This window comes from Bacillus sp. B25(2016b), assembly GCF_001679765.1.
In the GTDB taxonomy this organism is placed as follows: domain Bacteria; phylum Bacillota; class Bacilli; order Bacillales; family Bacillaceae_G; genus Bacillus_A; species Bacillus_A thuringiensis_K.
This window is the reverse complement of sequence record NZ_CP016285.1, coordinates 2,413,581-2,430,836: the sequence shown is the minus strand read 5'-3', so window position 1 is coordinate 2,430,836 and position 17,256 is coordinate 2,413,581. Positions and strand designations below refer to the sequence as shown.

The following is a 17,256-nucleotide window of genomic DNA, read 5'->3' as shown; positions in this document are numbered from 1 at the left end:
CTAAATTAAATATAAAAAATACCCAATAACAAAAAGCTTAGTTTTCACTAATCGCTTTGTTATTGGGTATTAATTCATTTAAGAATTACTACTAGTGGGTATCGTTATACATTTGTCGTCACAATTAGAAAGAGATTGTTTACTTAGTACTTTCGGTAAGTGAATAGTTACTGTTGTCCCGACACCAACCTCGCTCATGATACTAATTGTCCCTTGATGACTTTCAATAATTTTATAACTTAACATTAATCCAATACCAGTCCCTTTTTCTTTCGTACTATAAAAAGGTTCACCTAATCTCTTAATTCTTTCTTCAGGTATTCCTATTCCTTCATCTATTACATGAATGATGACACCATCATCATTTATTTCTTTTATGTGAATTGAAATTTCCCCACCATTTGGCATAGCTTCGATTGAATTTTGCAAAATATTAATAAATACTTGTTTCAATTGATTTTCTGAGCATTCAATAATTATATCTTTGTCATCCGTAAATAGTTCAACTTGAATATTTGTCATAATTGCTTTTGTATTCATTAACGATACGACATTTTTAAAAATTTGATAAATATTTTTCTTTTCTGTATTTATCTCATCTGTTTTAGCAATTGATAGAAATTCTTGTAGGATTGCTTCTATCCTTTCAATTTCAGAAAGCATAAGATCAAAATATCTTTCTTGATCTTCTTTATTAATTTGGAATAACTGTATAAAACCTTTAATTACAGTTAAAGGATTTCTTACTTCATGAGCCACGCCAGCTGCTAATTGACCAATTGCTGCAAGTGTATCTGTTTTGTTTAACAATTCTTCTGTCTTTTTTCGCTCTGTAATGTCGCGTACAATAATCATAATTTTATCATGTAATAATGGTAAGCACCTCGCTTCAAAGAAATCAATACTTCCATTAAGTGTGAGTGGATATTCTACAATTACATTCGTTCCTTTTTCCTTCACTTGATTAATGGCTTCCTGAAACTGCTGTGCTACTGAAGATGGTAATACTTCGTAAAACTTTTTTCCCATAAAAGCTTCTGCGGGTACGTAAAACTTTGTAGGAGATCCTGCCTTGTAATCTATAATTGTACCATCATCTTCTGTTAAGAAACATAAATCCGGTAAAGCTTTAAAAATTAATTCCAGTTCAGATGTTTGTTGTTTTAACTGCTCTTCTATCGCTTTTAAATGGGTAATATCTACACCAACAGCCCAATAACTATATCCTGTTACAGGAAACTGTTCTGATATATTCGACCACATTATTGTTTTGATTTCACCATTTTTACATGTTAAGTGCATTTCCCAATCTCTGAAATTTTTTCCACAAGTTAAAAATTTCTTTTGTATTTGATGGCGATAATTATGATTAGGATACAATAATTGCAGTGCATTGGGATTTCCAATTATTTCTTCAGCGGTATAACCGGTTACAATTTCACATTCTCGATTCCACAAAACAAAATCTCCATTATAATCAAGCGCATCGACCATAACAGGCATGTTTTGTAAAATCGTATGTAGTTCCTCCTCTTTCCGAGAAAGCAACGTTGTATTTTTACTTTGAAATATTTTTATTGCACCATCTAAAATTAAATTCGAGAGCATTTCAAAGTATTTTTGACAACTGAAAATTTCACTTTTTTTGGACCATACAACAAAAGATCCTAAATGTTGATTGTATAAGAAAATGGGGATTTCAATCTTTGGAAGTTTACTCTTTTTTATCTCATTCATTCCGAATGAAAAAACACACTCTTTTTCAGCATCAAGAAGTTGATGTGATATGTTAGTTAATTTATAAAATTGTTCTGCCATGGTTTCTATTGTACTCACATCAATAAGTTCCATTAGCCGCGAATTCATTCCTTTTTCACCTCAATATGTAAAATTCATACTTCTCCATTATACGAAGAAAGCTAGTGTAGGTATATAGCTGTAGAATAATTATTCGAACAAATTTTATTTTTCAATTAAAATAAGAAAAGAATATATATACTGAATATACCTTTAATTAGTATATATTTCGTTGATTCCTCACTTATTGTCTAGGTAACTTGAATTCCTCCTTATATTCACTGAATTTTCACTTGAGAGTCATACGTGTCACTAATAGCGGTATAAACATGCAATAAATATAAAGTTCACAAAATATTCACAATTTTTATGAAAAATATAAACATTTATTCCAATATATTCTATATAATAAAATGTAATAAGGCTTCTATGAATCTCATAGAATACCTTACCCCTAATAAAAAGAAAAAAGAATCCATTTGGATTCTTTTTTCTTTTTTAATTACATTACATATTTATATAAAGCATGTGCCACACCATGTTCTTCATTTGATAACGTTTCGTATTTGCACATTGCTTTTATTTCTTCAACTGCATTCCCCATTGCAATTGATATGTTTGCTTTTTCCATCATAGAAACATCGTTTAGCCCATCACCTATCGCTACAGTGTTTTCAACCGAAATATTAAGATGTTCTGCTAAAGTATATAATCCATTCCCTTTTTGAGCATCTCGATGATTAATCTCTAAATTGTGCCAATATGAAGATGTAATTGCTAAATCTGTATTATGAAGAAATGTTTCTTTTAGTTTTTTTAATTTCTCAATATCATAAGAAAATGGTAATAGTTTATGCACATATATATCTGTTTCTACAATTGGTTTACAACTTTCCGCACTATGAAACGCTGTATGCTCAAGATATAATGCTGCGATTGTTTCTAACTCTTTCAAGTCGAAATTTTCTTTTGAATTCTTCACATACTCAATTTCATTACGTACACTCTCTACTCCATAATCCGGCACATACACACCTTTATCAGTATAAAGCTGATAATATAAACCATTCTCTTCAAGATATTCTACAATTTCAAGTGCCTGCATATTTTGAATTGGATATCTCTTCATCATTTTTTTATCTTTATATATAAGGGCGCCATTTTCCGCAATGATTGGACACTCTAAATCAACTTCTAACAATAATCGCTCAATGTCAACAATAGAACGTCCTGTACAAATTGCTACAACATGACCAGCTTCTTGACATGTTCGAATTGCTTCTGCATTTTCTTTACTTATCATTTTATTCCCTGAAAGAAGAGTTCCATCTAAATCAATTGCGATTAATTTCATTATTTCTTCACCACTTTCTATAAATACACGAGTTTTAATTAATTATTAGGTATCGTTTTCATACAACCCTCGTGAGGTACTTCTTATTTATAATTTATGAAAAGCATTTCAGGTCAAGAAATAATTAAAAATAAAATCCAAAGCTTTTCTTTTTAAAAAAGCTTCGGATTTTAAACTATGAATTATAACTAATGTATTTTGTCTCACACATGTACACATTTTTTTCTTCAGTTGGGATATATACTTTAAACTTTTCTAACCGTTTTCCATAGACATGAATCGTAATAACGCTTTCATTTTTGCTGATTTCAAGAATATGACAATCCGCTGGTGGAATTACTTTATCAGTTTCTCCTTCTCCCAAATAAAGATTTCCTGTATGTGCTAAATAAACAAGTGAATTTCCAAGTTGTTTCGTTTGTATAAAGTTCTGCACCATTATCCTTCCTGAAAATACGCCTTCTACTCCCCATGTGCCGTCATGATCATGTAAAGGTGTAGATTGTCCATCTTTCCATACGAGAGCTAGTACTTCAAAACGTTTGAGCGGATCTTCATACAATAAATGTCGTGCATATTGAGTCAAATTGGCCTTCTGTTTATCTAACGGAAGCCATGTTTTCTTTTCTAAAAGTTCTTCTAATAATTTTTCAATGCCACACACTATTTCTTCTTCAAATAAACTGTTTTCCATAAGATCTGTAACACCTTTAATAAACTTTTGAAATGATTTACTTCCATTACAAGTCAACATAAGAATCCTCCTCTACGCTTTATATAATTCCATATTAAGGTAATTTCCGAAAACTCACAATTGAGAAACAAAAAAAACAAGATGCAAATGTATGCACCTTGTTATGATTTTTATTTGGCTTTCAATCGAATAGGTAAGTATTTTAATGTTTGTTCATTTTCTAATATACATGTTTCTAAACAGAAAGATGGAGATAGCTCTATTTTTTCAAAAGCATTTATAAAGGTAGTTAATGCAATCTCAGCTTCTAAACGTGCAAGTGGTGCTCCTAAGCAAAAGTGAGGACCTTTCCCAAAGGTTAAATGTTTTTCATTTCCTGTTCGATGTACATTAAATTGAGAGGCTTGTGAAAATTTTTTCTCATCTAAATTCGCTGCACTAACCCACGCAACAATCATCTGATCCTTTTTCATTAAAGGACCAAATATATTTGTATCCTCTGTAATCCTCCGGGCCAATGTAACAGGAAAGCGATAGCGTAATACTTCCTCAATCGCTTTTGAAATTAAGTTAGGTTCTTTTCTTAACTCTTCATAAATTCCAGGTGAATCTACTAAAAAGCAATAAAAGCTATTAATAATTAAATTTGTAGTGGTTTCATTCCCAGCCGCTAGTAAACCTAATGAAAAGGTTACAATTTCCTCATCGGTTAATCTTTCGCCTTCATATTCAGCTCGAATTAAATCAGATATGATATCATCGGTTAAATGATATCTCTTTTCCTGAACAATCGGTAGAAGGTATGCTTTGAATTCATTTAATGCTATCCCTTTCTCGGCATCCAGATCATTAAACTTTTCTTTACTATACGGCATAAATAAAATATCAGACCATTCTTTAATTTTTTTACGATCTGTTGTTGGGACTCCTAATAAATCAGAAATAACGGTAACAGGTAAAGGTGCAGCAAACTGTTCAACGATATTAACTTCACTACATTTTTCGATATGTTGTACAAGTTCATCTGCGATAGCCTGTATTCGAGGTTTCCACTGTCCTAAACTTCTTGGAGTAAATGCCTTAGAAACAATGGAACGTACATTGCGATGTTCTGGTGGATCTGTAGAGTTTATATTTATTCTAGTTTCTAAAGGAGGAATTGAGAATTGTCTGCGCTCCCTTCTACTTGAAAATAAGCGATAATCTGATAAAACACGATTTACATCATCGTATAAAAAAACATTCCATACATCCTGCTCTTCATCATAATGAACTGGGTGATTATCCCTCATCAAACGATACCATTCATATGGATTCCATAACTCTTCTTTTGTTTTCAGCTTTGAAATTTCATGAACTAAAATAACATTTTCAGGTGAAGCCATAGTTCTTTCCTCCCTTTTCTTTTACAATAAAAGTGATAGGTCGGCAGTTCAAAGTTGTATAAACTATCATATGTTATTTTAACATATACAAAAGGAGAGTTTTCATTAGAAAACTTGAGAAATATATAAGGGGGAGTTTTATGTACGTTGACATTTTACTGCTAGCTGAATTAACGACAGGACCAAAACATGGATATGAAATCAAAAAAAATGTTCAAAATCGTTTAGGTGAGAATTTTGAATTAAATCACAACATGCTTTACCCTGCCCTTCGGCGCTTTGAAAATATGGGTGCTATAACGAAAAAAATACATAAACAAGTCGGAAAACCAAACCGAAATATGTACGATATAACAGAAACAGGAGAAGAAATTTTTTCTGAAATGTTACGAGAGTTTCCTGAAAAACTTGCGACAAACAATACAGAATTTCTAGTTCGTATTGCGCTATTTGAAAAACTTGACTATGAGGATAGAAAAGAGATTTTGACTGTACGTCAAAACGTACTACATAATCAGCTTACTGCTATTCAGACTCTAGATGTCACCTCATCTTTTATTACTGAAGTCATTGAATTTAGTAAATCACGAATTGAACATGAATTGAGTTGGATTACATCACTTATGAAAAAAATATGAAAAAATAACAAGAAAAGTTAAAAACAATGAATGAAAATGATATTTATTATCAATACTATGATTAATAAAAGGGCAACCACGATTTGGCTACCCTTAAAGAAATTACACTTCTGGATCAAATGTTTTGCAATCTGTTTCTTCCGTTGTAGATGCATGTTTACCTTTATGACTTACTACGTAAATTGCCTCTGCACTACATTTATTACCGTTTTCCCAAAATTTACAGTTGTTTACTTCACATAAAACGTCTTGTGCCATAGTATCACACCTCCTTGTTCTATTATCATTAACAAAATTCGGAGGTATGATACTATTTGTCATTCATTTTTTATTCCCTTTTTAGCTTTCTTAATGGTTCAATATCTCCTCGGACAATAGCATCAATATTTTCAGTTATTTTTTCAATGTCAAAATGCCACCATTGAATTTGCAATAATTCTTGGATTATTTCATTTGAAAATCTCTCTTTTATTTTATTTGCAGGGTTTCCACCAACAATTGTATATGGTGCAACGTCTCTAGTCACAACAGATTTAGCTGCAATGATTGCACCATCCCCTATTTTTATTCCGGGCATAATTGTTGTATCCATACCAATCCAAACGTCATTTCCTATAACTGTATCACCTTTATAAGGTAAATCAGACAAACTAGGTGTATACTTCTCCCACCCATTTCCAAATATATTAAATGGATATGCTGAAAATCCATCCATTCGATGATTCGCTCCGTTCATAATAAAGTTAATTCCAGATGCAATACTACAAAATTTTCCAATTGTAAGGCAATCCCCTAGAAATTCATAATGATGTAATACTCGATCTTCAAATGTTTCTCCATCTTTCGTATCATAATAAGAATAGTCACCAACAAGTATATTAGGTTTTGTTATTGTATTTTTTATAAATTGAATGTTTTGATTCCCTTCAATAGGGTATTTAACATTTGGATTAGGATTCATTTTGTACAGCACTTCCTTTACCACTTATTTCACTTTCCACCACTATTACTGGCTTTAAATTGTATATAGGTAAAATAAACAATAATCCAATTATAAAAAGTAAAGCCGTCCCTTCATACATCATACTTAATGAAAACATCTCTTTTAAAGAACCGGCAATACTCATCGTTACCACCATTGAACCAGTAAAAAGCGGACTTAAAATACCATTTACACGACCTATAAAATCAGTATCGCTATTTTGAATAATAAGCGTATTAATACCAATTTGGATACAAGGAAGAGCTAAACCACTAAAAAGCTGCGCTGTAAGTGTCACCCATAAATTTGTAGAATATCCTATAATGCCAATACCAATTGCTTGACCAAGCATACCGATAATTAACATCTTTTGCGGAGCAACGTTTTTCGCAAATACCATCGCTAATGCTCCGCCAACAATCATTCCTGCACCATTTACTGTTAATAGCCACTGTAAACTCTCTTTTGATAACCCTAACTGCTCAGTCACAATAAATATACCTAATGGCTGAATTAATCCTATACCTAGTCCTGCAGCCATAAAACAAAGCCCTAGCAAAGTTAATGCTTTTTTCTTTTTGACATACTTAATACCATCCTTCATCTCCTGCAACAGAGTGATATCTTTCTTTTCTACGTCGTTTTCAAGATCTTTTGGAAGAAATAACAATACAACTGCCGCAAGTAAAAACGAGATACCTGTTATGATGATTGAAATATAAATTCCAAAACTATGAAAGATAAATGTCCCTAGGATTGGTCCTAATACCATAAATATTGCAAATATCGTTTGATATATAGACATTGCTAATTGAATTTGTTCCGTTGATAAATGTTGTTTAAACAACTTCATTCCAGATGGTTGTGAAAACTGTGAAAGGATTGCAGAGATGAGTGTCACAAAAAACACAATTTTCCACGTTCCAAACATAAGCGTAATTAATACAGCGAATACTGAAATGGAACTTAACGTTTCACACCATATCATTGTCTTCTTTGGCTTCCACCTATCAGCAAAAGTACCGCCAATAAATGAAAAAATAAAAATTGGAGCGAATTCAGCAACTGAAATCATCGAAATAGCAAAAGCATCACCTTTTGTCATTTCCATTACATATAGTAATACCGCAAAGTTTCGAACCCATATTCCTATTTGTAAAAATAATGCTGATGCTAAAATCCCTTGAACAAACCGATTTTTTAATACTTGTGATACCCCATTGTTTTGTTTCGTTACTACATTTGTCGACATAAAAAAGCCTCCTATTTCATGTTCTGAACAGGAGGCAGCACAAATCATATAAAAAGACTATATATTCGCAGAGCGAAATACATCCCTTTTCTATAAATGTACAGACTAACCCTATTCAGAAGAATATTTCGTTTTTTAACGAAGATCTCTTATAAATAGAATTAGTAGATCATCGGGATGTCTTCACCCTTCCGTTTCGAATTTAAATAATACATACATACTCTATGTAAATCATTTTCGATGTATGCATGTCTCCTTTTAACTATTCTAGAAAGTTAAAGGTAATTCCTCTAAAGAACGCATTAAATAGTTACCTTGCCATTTAATTTCTTCACGATTCCCTTTTATTTGTAGTTCAGGCATTCGATTAAACAAAGTAGTAATAGCAATCTTTGCTTCCAACCTAGCAAGTGGGGCGCCTAAGCAGAAATGACTACCATGACCAAAGGCAATATGACGATTATTTCCCCGAGTAATCTCGAATACTTCTGGGTTTTCAAATACAGTTTCATCACGGTTTGCAGAAGCTAAGGCAATGATAACCATATCTCCTTTTTCGATTGTTCGGTCGTGAATTTGAAATGGCTCCGCTGCCCATCTTGAAGTTGTAACCTCAACTGGAGAATAATATCGTAATCCTTCCTCAATAGCAGCATCAATTAATTTTGGGTTTTCTTTTAATAACTGTAATTGATTTGGATTTTCAAGAAGTGCTAATACCGTATTTGTAATTAAATTCACTGTCGTCTCGTGTCCTGCTACAATTAATAGCATTATCATTGAATATAGTTCCCGAGCGCTAAGTTTATGCCCTTCACTCTCTGCAAGTATTAAAGCACTCACCAAGTCTTCTTTTGGCTCTTTTCTTTTAATATCAACTAAATAATGAAGATATGTAATAAACTCAGATAGTTGCTTTTCAGTTTCTCTTATTTCTTCTGGTGTTTCTGGATAAGCAATGACAGCATGAGACCAAATTCTAAATTTCGCTTGATCTTCTTTTGGAATACCGAGCATTTCACTTATTACAATGATAGGTAAAGGGAACGAATAATCATCAACAAGATTTAATGAACCCTTTCGCTCGACTTCATTTAACAAACCATCTGCAATATCCTGTATTCTTCCTTCCAATTGCGTGATCATCTTCGGTGTAAAAGCTTTTTGTACGAGTGATCGTAGACGATTATGGTTAGGTGGATCTGAATTTAACATATGAGTAGTTAAATAATCACTATTGTCAACCGTAAGAAACACATTCAATGCATCTTGAGGAAATATATTGGCTGGATCTTTTTTTAAGCGACTGTCTTTTAAAAGCGGCAAGGCATCTTCATATCTTGTGACAAGCCATTCCGCTCCTAGTTCAGTTTTATTCACAAATAAGATAGGTTGCATTTTTCTAGATTCTTTATAAATTTCATACGCATCTTCTTTAAATTGAGCTGAAGCTAAATTAATGCCATCCTCTATTTTTAGTCCAACTTTGTTTTTCATTGACATTGTATTCCCTCACTCTCATTTGTTTTTGAAAACCAACCCAACATATGCATTATACTCTAATAAAAACGTGAAAATTGTAAATTTTTAATCAAAATCTTACTTCGTATATTGAAAAATAAAAAAGTGAGAGAGTAAAATCGTTTCACTCTCTCACTTCTCTTTATGCGAAGCACATAAAATTACTAATTTGTTGATAGCGATAACTTACTTTACGACGACGACCACCTTGCCACGTGTAACCTGACACTCCATTTCTTCTCACTTCAGTCGGGAAGAACCATAAATCCCTTCCGAAAGGACCAGGACGATGTAAGCGTAAATAGCCCCATCTTCCTAGACAGTTACACATCCATGATTTCATATTACCTGGTTGTGCTGGAGAAGCAAATGTAGACGGTAACGACGGCGCTTGTGACGGTGGTGGTGACGTTGGAGCATCTTCCGCATCATCTGGTCTGTAATCTTCTTGTTCAATATCTCTCACTTCATTTGTAGGTTCATACCCGTAGTTTTGTGTATTGTAATACATCGCTTGATCATATGGATAATTTTGTTGATTATACATATTAACAAATCACCTTCTTTTCATTCATTACCTTTACCATTCATATGTGATATGCCCTCGCTGGGAAGCTTATGTATAGCCCAAATTCAACTTAAAAAGCTCGTATTATTAAAAATACGAGCCTTTCAAAAATAGAATGTGTTTATTATTTCCTTAACTTCACACTATAAAAACGCATTTCATCTAACGTACCTTCAAATTCAAATACTTCTTGTTTAATTAATTGTTTCAAGCGATATTCTAAGAAAGTATCTCCAACCAATTGTTCAACAAGACCAAGTGCTTCACCAATTACTCTAGGAGCTTTGAGGAACTCTCGATCAGCACCCACACTTTTCGCGCATTCAATTATAAATTGATCAAAATAATCTTCTTGTACAGAATGCACTTCATTTTCTTTCCACACTCTTAAACATTCTATGCTTTCCGATAATCTATCCCACTCATGTTCAAACTTCATTCGCTTCTCTTCAGTTAAATAAGGTAACTTTATAAAACTTTTTTGGAATAAAGCTAAACTTTCAGGTGGTAATTCTCCCGTTCCACGAATATCATACTCTTGTTTTAATATTTCTCTACTTGCTTCAGACGTATTAACAACTCGAATGTTTTTCTTATTCTTTAATTGTGCTATTACAAAACTTAGGCCTACATGTTCATGTGCATTATCAGCCTTCCAAATTGTAATAGGCGTTTCAACAGGAATAGTATGTAGTTCTTCTATAGTTGCTATAAATCTTGATAAATATTCTTCTACAAAATAACTATCATAAGCAGTTAAATTATTTATTAACCACTTCTGTCTTGCTAGTTGCCCCTCATTCGTATGCAACTTATATATCGGTCCAATTGAAAAGAATTCAGAAAAAGCAACAACACTCTCTTCATATAACTCTTCTTGGCTTAACATATATTTTAAGCAACCAGCCGTTGAATCATCAAAAGCAATATGTACGTGCGTACTTTCTATTACATTCCTTTTATAAGTAGGATTACTCGTTAATTGTTTCGGAATATCCATCAAATTTTTAATTGTATCTTCACTATAGTTTTCTTCTAATAAGTTTAACTGTATGAGAATACTTTGAAGTAAATCTTTAGCCTCATCTTCGTACATATCCCCTACAGCATTTTTAATTTTATCTATCACACAAATCCCTCTATTCATTTCAAAAATAACGTAGATTATAGTGTATCATTTTAGTATAGTTCTTTAAAGTCAAATTCACATTGCTACAGCAATCTGGATTTTCAACAAAAGCTCTCCTTATATTTTTGAATTGCTAAATATTTTTACTTTTAAAATCCTTGTATCTAAATGTATAATTATATAAAAATAAAAATATAGGAGCTATATTTATGGATAAAGTACTTACAAATTATAAACATTACTTAAAAAATTGGAGATTTATATTTATTTGCATACTACCTACTATTGCTTTATTCGTTACTTTCGATGTCATCTTTGAACTATTGTTTCATCAAAATTTCTACTTATCTAACTTAATTTCTGCTATCATATTATTTTTAATATTTATTAACATTAAAGATAAATTTAAAATTAAAGGCTAAAGAACAATATTTCAAAATAGCCTTTTATTATTGCATCCTACTATAAAATAAGGCTCGTAGTAGATTTTTATAAAAAATAAGAGCACCCTGCAATTGGATGCTCTTATGTGATTAGAGGTTTTTTCTGAGTATTAAGTAGGACACAAAGATCTTGTCCTACTACATAATATATGCTTATACTTATTATTTCGTGCATGTATTAAGCACCATGTTCAGGTACTTAATATATGCATAGTCATTACTAAAAAATCTACTCAAATATTCACTGTACAATTTCATATTTATAAATTAAAAAACATCCTCAATGGATGTTTTTTATCTAACGATTTTAAGCTTCCATAAACTTAGCCGGTACACCAATTTTTTCAACTACAGAAGATATATTAGTAGGATTAATCATTACATTTTCAATACATACTAATTTATTTTCTAATATCCCATTCTCTGTAGTAATAAGTTCTTCAAACCGATCTAAAGTCATTGAGAATTTGTGTTCACTTCCACCATTCATACTAACTTTTACATACTTCATAGTGTCACCGCCTTTCATAATAATTTACATTTCGACAAGAAGGCGCTTACATCCTTTTATTTACTCTTAGATTTCTCACGTTTACATGTATTTTGAGAAAAGAAACTACTATTATTTACTCACAAAGTTATTGCTAATAAGAAAGATAAAGATAACAATGCACAAAGTGGAATATATAAACCGGTATCCATTCTAGCAAAGTGCGTATTTTTTTGTCGTTTAAAGATACCAAAATAATTAAACTCACTAATTACTCTAATAGAAAAGATGATCATACAAATCTAGGAACCGACTTGAATAATAAAATTAGGAACTGCAAAATGAACAATTTTTGCTTGTTGCAACAAAATTATTGCTACCATACTTAATAATAATGCAATGAACATTGTCATTCCGGCGCGAGGTGTAAACGCCTTTTCCCCTGATTTAGTTGGAATAACACTATTTGTCCCCCAATTACCTCCGAAAGCCCAATATACATGTAAAAAGCTAACTAAGAATAATATACAAGCAGATATATATGTAATGATAAGCATTTTATCCTCCCCTTATTTTAGTTCCTATCTATAAAATATGCTATTCCTCTCCGCAATAGCAACTTTCATTTCATTACATAAAAAAAACCGTAATGATTTATCAATATTAAGATAAGTCATTACGGGGTTATTAAACTTCATTATGCATTATACCTATTTCTTCGGCGTTCCATCCTTGTTTGACCTTGAACTGCATTTTCTTTGTATGGATCTATTTGCTCTGTCATTTCATATGTTGCAACTGGTCCTTCGTACTTATGCTCATTTATCTTTTCTGGCATTTTACTTTTGGATTCTTTCCCACCAAACTTAAATAGTTTCATCTTTAATTTCGGTAATCTTGGAAGACGAATCTTAAATGATAATCTTTTGCGTTTCTTTTTTGGTCCAAGTAGATTTATATTTTCTTTATTATTATCTTTCTCTTTGCGGTGAATGAACATCGCAAGTAATCCTCCTATTACAAGTCCTCCAATTAATAGTAATATATATACATAATGGCTTGTCATTAAACTCGTTATGCGTTCAAGTATGACTAACGACTGTACTTCTTTTATATCCCATAGTAAAGCGGCCCATAATGAGAATAAGCCCAAAGTAAGTCCATATGTACGAAAACGGAATAAACATGGTATTAACGCGACACACGCTGCAATTTTCGCATTTGCTATGATTGAGCTTGTTGAAATATCCTGATGCCAAATAACTAACAGTAATGTTATAAATGGCGCATACGCTATCCAGCTACATATACGTGAATACATCTTTTTAGCAAAATAACTACCGAAACTAGTAAAAAATAAAAGTCCTCCAATATATATAGATTGTTCTAGAGGGATTTGCTTTATAAGTCCTGCAATTGGAAAGAGGACGCTCAATAGCATTAAGAGCACATCTAATTTCTTCACAATTCCCCATTCCTTTCAAATTTTTTCAATTAATAAAAATCGTTTTTCCATATGATATAGTTTTTGTATTTCTAAAAAACATATTAATCCTGTCTGCACATAAAGTAAATATGTAAACGAAAAGATACTTGACAAAGGATATCCTTATTTACATAAAAAAATGACAAATCCTAATCGATATAACGAGCAGGATTTGTTTACTAGTATTTAAAGTAGTGTAATTGAATCTTACTTTTCTACTTTTACTACATCTACATCCAATTCATCATCAAATTCTTTGAACTCTCTTGCGTCTATGTCAGTAATATAACTCTTTATTACCTTTTCCATATGCATGGAATATGTCATGTGTACATTCTTTTTCGAAATCATACTAGAATTACAGCACATGTAATGTATCATTTTAGCGATATAATCCCTTTCTACAGGTTTTACACCTAATGGTAGAATTTCAAGTATATATCGATGAAAAGTCCCACTACAATTAAGTGAATATTCACCAGTGCTATAATACATCCCTTTTTGATCTGCATATAAGCCAATGCTATCTAGAGCATCATAGCGTACTATTACACCGTAACTTGGTACATCAAAACCTGTATTTATTCTAATAATATTTAAATTTGGAACCTTTAACACCTCTGGAACAATATCAGGTAAAATATCTGTATTAATTTCTTTATTTTGTAACTCTTTTATCCAATATTTTCTCAAATTTGCATCTACAATGAAGTAAACTTGTTCATTTTGTTCTTTTGCATATTGTACAATTTCCATTAATGTTTCGAAAACATATTGTTTAAAAAGAGCCCCCATATCATTTCTCTTTGATGGTTGTGGTAAAAATGCATTATGTTTATTTATATTTAATATTACGTAATCAATCGTTTGCCACTCTGTATTCCCATATAATTTATATAAAATTTCTTTTCCTTTTATTTTTGAAAAAATAGGTAAGAAATCAAATTTCGATATTCGTTCAATTGATAAACTAACATATGTACAAGGTAAATTTATCTTATTCCAACTACGCTTCAAAAATCCTTTTTGTTCTAATAGACTAAAAATACTATTTACAATTGTTTTACGAGATACACTTTGGCCTATAAATAAATTAATAAATGTTGAAATACGGTTTGTTCGTGCAAATCCCTCTCTAATGATTTGTTTTGGATCAATTTTTTCGCGTCCATCACAATTTTTCATTGCGATTAATGCTAATGTCGCATCACTGCGCTTACCCGCGGTAGCATAGACAGCTTTCTTAACATCATCTACAAGATTTGTTTTATATTTTTGGCAATATTGCATTTTATATGGATTTTGTAACACCTTTTCAATATTATATCTCACAATCTTTAATAACACTGGAAAATCTGTATTCAATACATAAGAATTTTCACCAACTTTAGTCAAAACAATTTCACTCTCAAGTAATGCTTGTTCTATTTCCAGCGCTATATTTTCAGACCAAACTTCTAATGTTAATGTCTCTAATCCTTTTGGTGCAAATAAAGGAAATAATTCATTTTTGTTATTTGTTGCTATCTTTTTACATTCTGGAAGTATTGTGAAATAAGAGAATTTACGCTGAAATTCTTTAAATAAATACTCTCTTTCCTTTACCTTTATACCCGGTTCTATTTTAGTACCTTGAACTTTATAAATTCTCTCATTGTATGGAAATAACACCCTTTTATTTTCTCCTACAATATAATCTTTCGGATATTGGAGAATATGGTCTAAATCCACCTCTCCCCCCTATTTGAAAATCATCTTTTAAATTTCTAAATATCTTAATCCATTTCATACCGGTTGTAGCTTGTTGTATTTTTAGCTTTACAAACCGGATTTTTTTATTATTTGACGCAAACTCTGAGGTAGAAATCAATATCATGCCTCGTTTCCGTCTTAAAAGTAAAGGAATATCTGGATGATTATATTCTTGATAAAATCTCCGGATCCCTATTGAAATATTTAATAATGGAGCGTTCTCACCACCGCGGGTTATGCATTCGAATCGATATACATAGGAGAAAAAATCTTCTGTTTTTTCATCTTTTATCGGTCCTGACATCGCCTCACAAATATTTTGTGATCTAAGAGGAGAAAAATAGATTTCTTCTTCATTTGTATTTTCTAAATATATAGGGCGCTCACAAAAAATATGTGAGATTAAAGCGGGCACCCACTTAGAATACGTTTCATTATCATGTAGTACTGGCAAATTAGAAATCAAATCGGATTGCCATTCATATTTTGGTGGCTCTACTAATCTATTTGGCTTCCAATCATGAATAATCTCATACCAACTTTGAAAAATATAATCGAGCTGCTCTTGTTTAATAGGTTCTTTCGATACAATCCATGGTGTATTTTCATTTAATACGTACGGATTATGCTGAATAAACAATATATCGGAAAACATATCATACAATCTTTCATTTAAACGTTTCAACTTACTCGTTAATAAAAACGTCTTATAATGTATCTCTACGATGTCAAGCCATTCAATAGGAAAGTATATAAATGATACCTCTTCATTTAAAAGGGGTTCTACTATATTTTCAAATGTTAACAGCCTTAATTTTTTCATAAAATGATTCCTTCCTTTCTGTAGTTGTCTTGATTATCAAAATGCTAGAACAATAGTTACTTAATCTAATCCATTCAAACCAAGTATTTAAAAGAAAAGTAAAAACTGTTTATATAAATAAAATTTTATCAAAACAACTCTTTTAAAAATTTAAAGTAATTATCATTTACAACACCTCTGTATATTTGTATTTCAATACATTTAAATTATACATTTTATGTGATGTATTGTACTTATCATTTACAATAACTTTACAGAAAAACAAAAAAGAACACCTTAAATCGGTGCCCTTTTTACAAATATTAACCTTTATGTAATTGAACATATAGATAACATGAATCCTCCAAATGAAATTGCTCCTAGTAAACCTACTACAAATCCTGTTAAACAAATACAATCAGCAAGACAAATAGAAGACTGCGATAATGGAACAAATGACCTACTTGTACTCGACCCATATTGTTTTATTTTCTCATAATTCATATCTAACATTAAATGTAGACATGTTACACCATCCTCAATAGTATGTAGAGATTCTTTTTCTAACCGCTCCAATAATTTACTATCAAAAGCAACTGCTAGAGGGTACTGCTTATCTAATTTCATATTTTGATAAATTAGTTGCAAACGAGATAATATATTGTTTTTCTTCTTTTCAGATGTTACTGTACATTTCATATTATTAAATTCATTTAATAACAGTGTCAATTCATCTCTTTTTCCGTATAAATCTTTAGCTATTTTTCTCTTTAGTTTATACGAATGGATAATAGATTTTAGTTCAATCATATTCATACACTTCCTAATTACATATTATTTACCCAATTATTTTATAGATAAACAGTACTTTTTAATCTTATTTAAATTACACTCAAGCATCTTCATTTACTATCGATTAACATTACATTAACCTTACAAAGTTGTAATAAATTCATTAGCTAG

The 17,256-nt window shown here is 31.2% G+C and carries 15 protein-coding genes and 2 pseudogenes; 2 read left to right on the top strand and 15 right to left on the bottom strand.

Going from position 1 to position 17,256, the window contains the following annotated elements; translation table 11 throughout:
• Positions 1-78 precede the first annotated feature (78 nt).
• The 4 genes from BAQ53_RS12355 to BAQ53_RS12340 form a co-directional block, all read right to left on the bottom strand.
• Positions 79-1,866, bottom strand: a complete 1,788-nt coding sequence (locus BAQ53_RS12355; protein ID WP_208906900.1) for a PAS domain-containing sensor histidine kinase — start codon at positions 1,864-1,866, stop codon at positions 79-81.
• A gap of 433 nt (positions 1,867-2,299) precedes the next feature.
• Positions 2,300-3,151: a Cof-type HAD-IIB family hydrolase gene (locus BAQ53_RS12350; RefSeq protein WP_000766388.1), complete on the bottom strand. Its 852-nt coding sequence runs from the start codon at positions 3,149-3,151 to the stop codon at positions 2,300-2,302.
• 175 nt (positions 3,152-3,326) lie between these two features.
• On the bottom strand, positions 3,327-3,905 hold the full coding sequence (locus BAQ53_RS12345; RefSeq protein ID WP_208906899.1) for a cysteine dioxygenase family protein: 579 nt from the start codon (positions 3,903-3,905) through the stop codon (positions 3,327-3,329).
• Between the two features lie 110 nt (positions 3,906-4,015).
• Positions 4,016-5,230 carry a cytochrome P450 gene (locus BAQ53_RS12340; RefSeq protein WP_061884232.1) on the bottom strand — a complete coding sequence of 405 codons (1,215 nt, stop codon included), beginning with the start codon at positions 5,228-5,230 and terminating at the stop codon, positions 4,016-4,018.
• Positions 5,231-5,370: 140 nt separating this feature from the next.
• Between BAQ53_RS12340 and BAQ53_RS12335 the strand changes: the two genes are divergently transcribed.
• Positions 5,371-5,868, top strand: a complete 498-nt coding sequence (locus BAQ53_RS12335; RefSeq protein ID WP_000289125.1) for a PadR family transcriptional regulator — start codon at positions 5,371-5,373, stop codon at positions 5,866-5,868.
• 102 nt (positions 5,869-5,970) lie between these two features.
• Here BAQ53_RS12335 and BAQ53_RS12330 read toward each other — a convergent pair whose 3' ends face one another.
• The 6 genes from BAQ53_RS12330 to BAQ53_RS12305 all read right to left on the bottom strand — a co-directional run bounded on the left by BAQ53_RS12330 (position 5,971) and on the right by BAQ53_RS12305 (position 11,320).
• Positions 5,971-6,126, bottom strand: a complete 156-nt coding sequence (locus BAQ53_RS12330) for a DUF1540 domain-containing protein (RefSeq protein ID WP_208906898.1) — start codon at positions 6,124-6,126, stop codon at positions 5,971-5,973.
• A gap of 70 nt (positions 6,127-6,196) precedes the next feature.
• A complete protein-coding gene (locus tag BAQ53_RS12325; protein ID WP_208906897.1) occupies positions 6,197-6,829 on the bottom strand; it encodes a Vat family streptogramin A O-acetyltransferase in 633 nt (210 codons plus the stop codon).
• Positions 6,819-8,102 carry an MFS transporter gene (locus tag BAQ53_RS12320; protein WP_000106397.1) on the bottom strand — a complete coding sequence of 428 codons (1,284 nt, stop codon included), beginning with the start codon at positions 8,100-8,102 and terminating at the stop codon, positions 6,819-6,821. The genes BAQ53_RS12325 and BAQ53_RS12320 overlap by 11 nt, the downstream gene beginning before the upstream one ends.
• A 267-nt stretch (positions 8,103-8,369) precedes the next feature.
• Positions 8,370-9,605: a cytochrome P450 gene (gene cypA, locus BAQ53_RS12315; RefSeq protein WP_208906896.1), complete on the bottom strand. Its 1,236-nt coding sequence runs from the start codon at positions 9,603-9,605 to the stop codon at positions 8,370-8,372.
• Between the two features lie 160 nt (positions 9,606-9,765).
• Positions 9,766-10,170 carry a hypothetical protein gene (locus BAQ53_RS12310; RefSeq protein ID WP_000282694.1) on the bottom strand — a complete coding sequence of 135 codons (405 nt, stop codon included), beginning with the start codon at positions 10,168-10,170 and terminating at the stop codon, positions 9,766-9,768.
• Between the two features lie 145 nt (positions 10,171-10,315).
• Complete coding sequence (locus BAQ53_RS12305) at positions 10,316-11,320, bottom strand: DUF1835 domain-containing protein (RefSeq protein ID WP_000565703.1); 1,005 nt, start codon at positions 11,318-11,320, stop codon at positions 10,316-10,318.
• A gap of 209 nt (positions 11,321-11,529) precedes the next feature.
• On the opposite strand from BAQ53_RS12305, the gene BAQ53_RS12300 reads away from it, so the two are divergent.
• Positions 11,530-11,742, top strand: coding sequence for a hypothetical protein (locus tag BAQ53_RS12300; RefSeq protein ID WP_000362071.1), 213 nt, complete (start codon positions 11,530-11,532; stop codon positions 11,740-11,742).
• 328 nt (positions 11,743-12,070) lie between these two features.
• On the opposite strand, the gene BAQ53_RS12295 is transcribed toward BAQ53_RS12300, so the two are convergent.
• The 5 genes and pseudogenes from BAQ53_RS12295 to BAQ53_RS12265 form a co-directional block, all read right to left on the bottom strand.
• A complete protein-coding gene (locus BAQ53_RS12295) occupies positions 12,071-12,274 on the bottom strand; it encodes a hypothetical protein (protein ID WP_000878369.1) in 204 nt (67 codons plus the stop codon).
• A gap of 119 nt (positions 12,275-12,393) precedes the next feature.
• Positions 12,394-12,810 (bottom strand): annotated as a pseudogene (locus BAQ53_RS26245) (DUF3995 domain-containing protein).
• Between the two features lie 140 nt (positions 12,811-12,950).
• Positions 12,951-13,718: a DUF3959 family protein gene (locus BAQ53_RS12280; protein WP_000732212.1), complete on the bottom strand. Its 768-nt coding sequence runs from the start codon at positions 13,716-13,718 to the stop codon at positions 12,951-12,953.
• A 228-nt stretch (positions 13,719-13,946) separates the two neighbouring features.
• Positions 13,947-16,314: pseudogene (locus BAQ53_RS26240) on the bottom strand (RNaseH domain-containing protein).
• 309 nt (positions 16,315-16,623) lie between these two features.
• Positions 16,624-17,109 carry a hypothetical protein gene (locus BAQ53_RS12265; protein WP_002164034.1) on the bottom strand — a complete coding sequence of 162 codons (486 nt, stop codon included), beginning with the start codon at positions 17,107-17,109 and terminating at the stop codon, positions 16,624-16,626.
• Positions 17,110-17,256 lie beyond the last annotated feature (147 nt).

Bases quoted from the DNA above. Each gene is read 5' to 3' on its own strand.
- BAQ53_RS12325 (WP_208906897.1), bottom strand. From the start codon at position 6,829: ATGAATCCTAATCCAAATGTTAAATACCCTATTGAAGGGAATCAAAAC.
- BAQ53_RS12310 (WP_000282694.1), bottom strand. From the start codon at position 10,170: ATGTATAATCAACAAAATTATCCATATGATCAAGCGATGTATTACAAT.
- BAQ53_RS12350 (WP_000766388.1), bottom strand. From the start codon at position 3,151: ATGAAATTAATCGCAATTGATTTAGATGGAACTCTTCTTTCAGGGAAT.
- BAQ53_RS12340 (WP_061884232.1), bottom strand. From the start codon at position 5,230: ATGGCTTCACCTGAAAATGTTATTTTAGTTCATGAAATTTCAAAGCTG.
- BAQ53_RS12265 (WP_002164034.1), bottom strand. From the start codon at position 17,109: ATGAATATGATTGAACTAAAATCTATTATCCATTCGTATAAACTAAAG.
- BAQ53_RS12335 (WP_000289125.1), top strand. From the start codon at position 5,371: ATGTACGTTGACATTTTACTGCTAGCTGAATTAACGACAGGACCAAAA.
- cypA (WP_208906896.1), bottom strand. From the start codon at position 9,605: ATGTCAATGAAAAACAAAGTTGGACTAAAAATAGAGGATGGCATTAAT.
- BAQ53_RS12355 (WP_208906900.1), bottom strand. From the start codon at position 1,866: ATGAATTCGCGGCTAATGGAACTTATTGATGTGAGTACAATAGAAACC.
- BAQ53_RS12300 (WP_000362071.1), top strand. From the start codon at position 11,530: ATGGATAAAGTACTTACAAATTATAAACATTACTTAAAAAATTGGAGA.
- BAQ53_RS12320 (WP_000106397.1), bottom strand. From the start codon at position 8,102: ATGTCGACAAATGTAGTAACGAAACAAAACAATGGGGTATCACAAGTA.
- BAQ53_RS12330 (WP_208906898.1), bottom strand. From the start codon at position 6,126: ATGGCACAAGACGTTTTATGTGAAGTAAACAACTGTAAATTTTGGGAA.
- BAQ53_RS12295 (WP_000878369.1), bottom strand. From the start codon at position 12,274: ATGAAGTATGTAAAAGTTAGTATGAATGGTGGAAGTGAACACAAATTC.
- BAQ53_RS12345 (WP_208906899.1), bottom strand. From the start codon at position 3,905: ATGTTGACTTGTAATGGAAGTAAATCATTTCAAAAGTTTATTAAAGGT.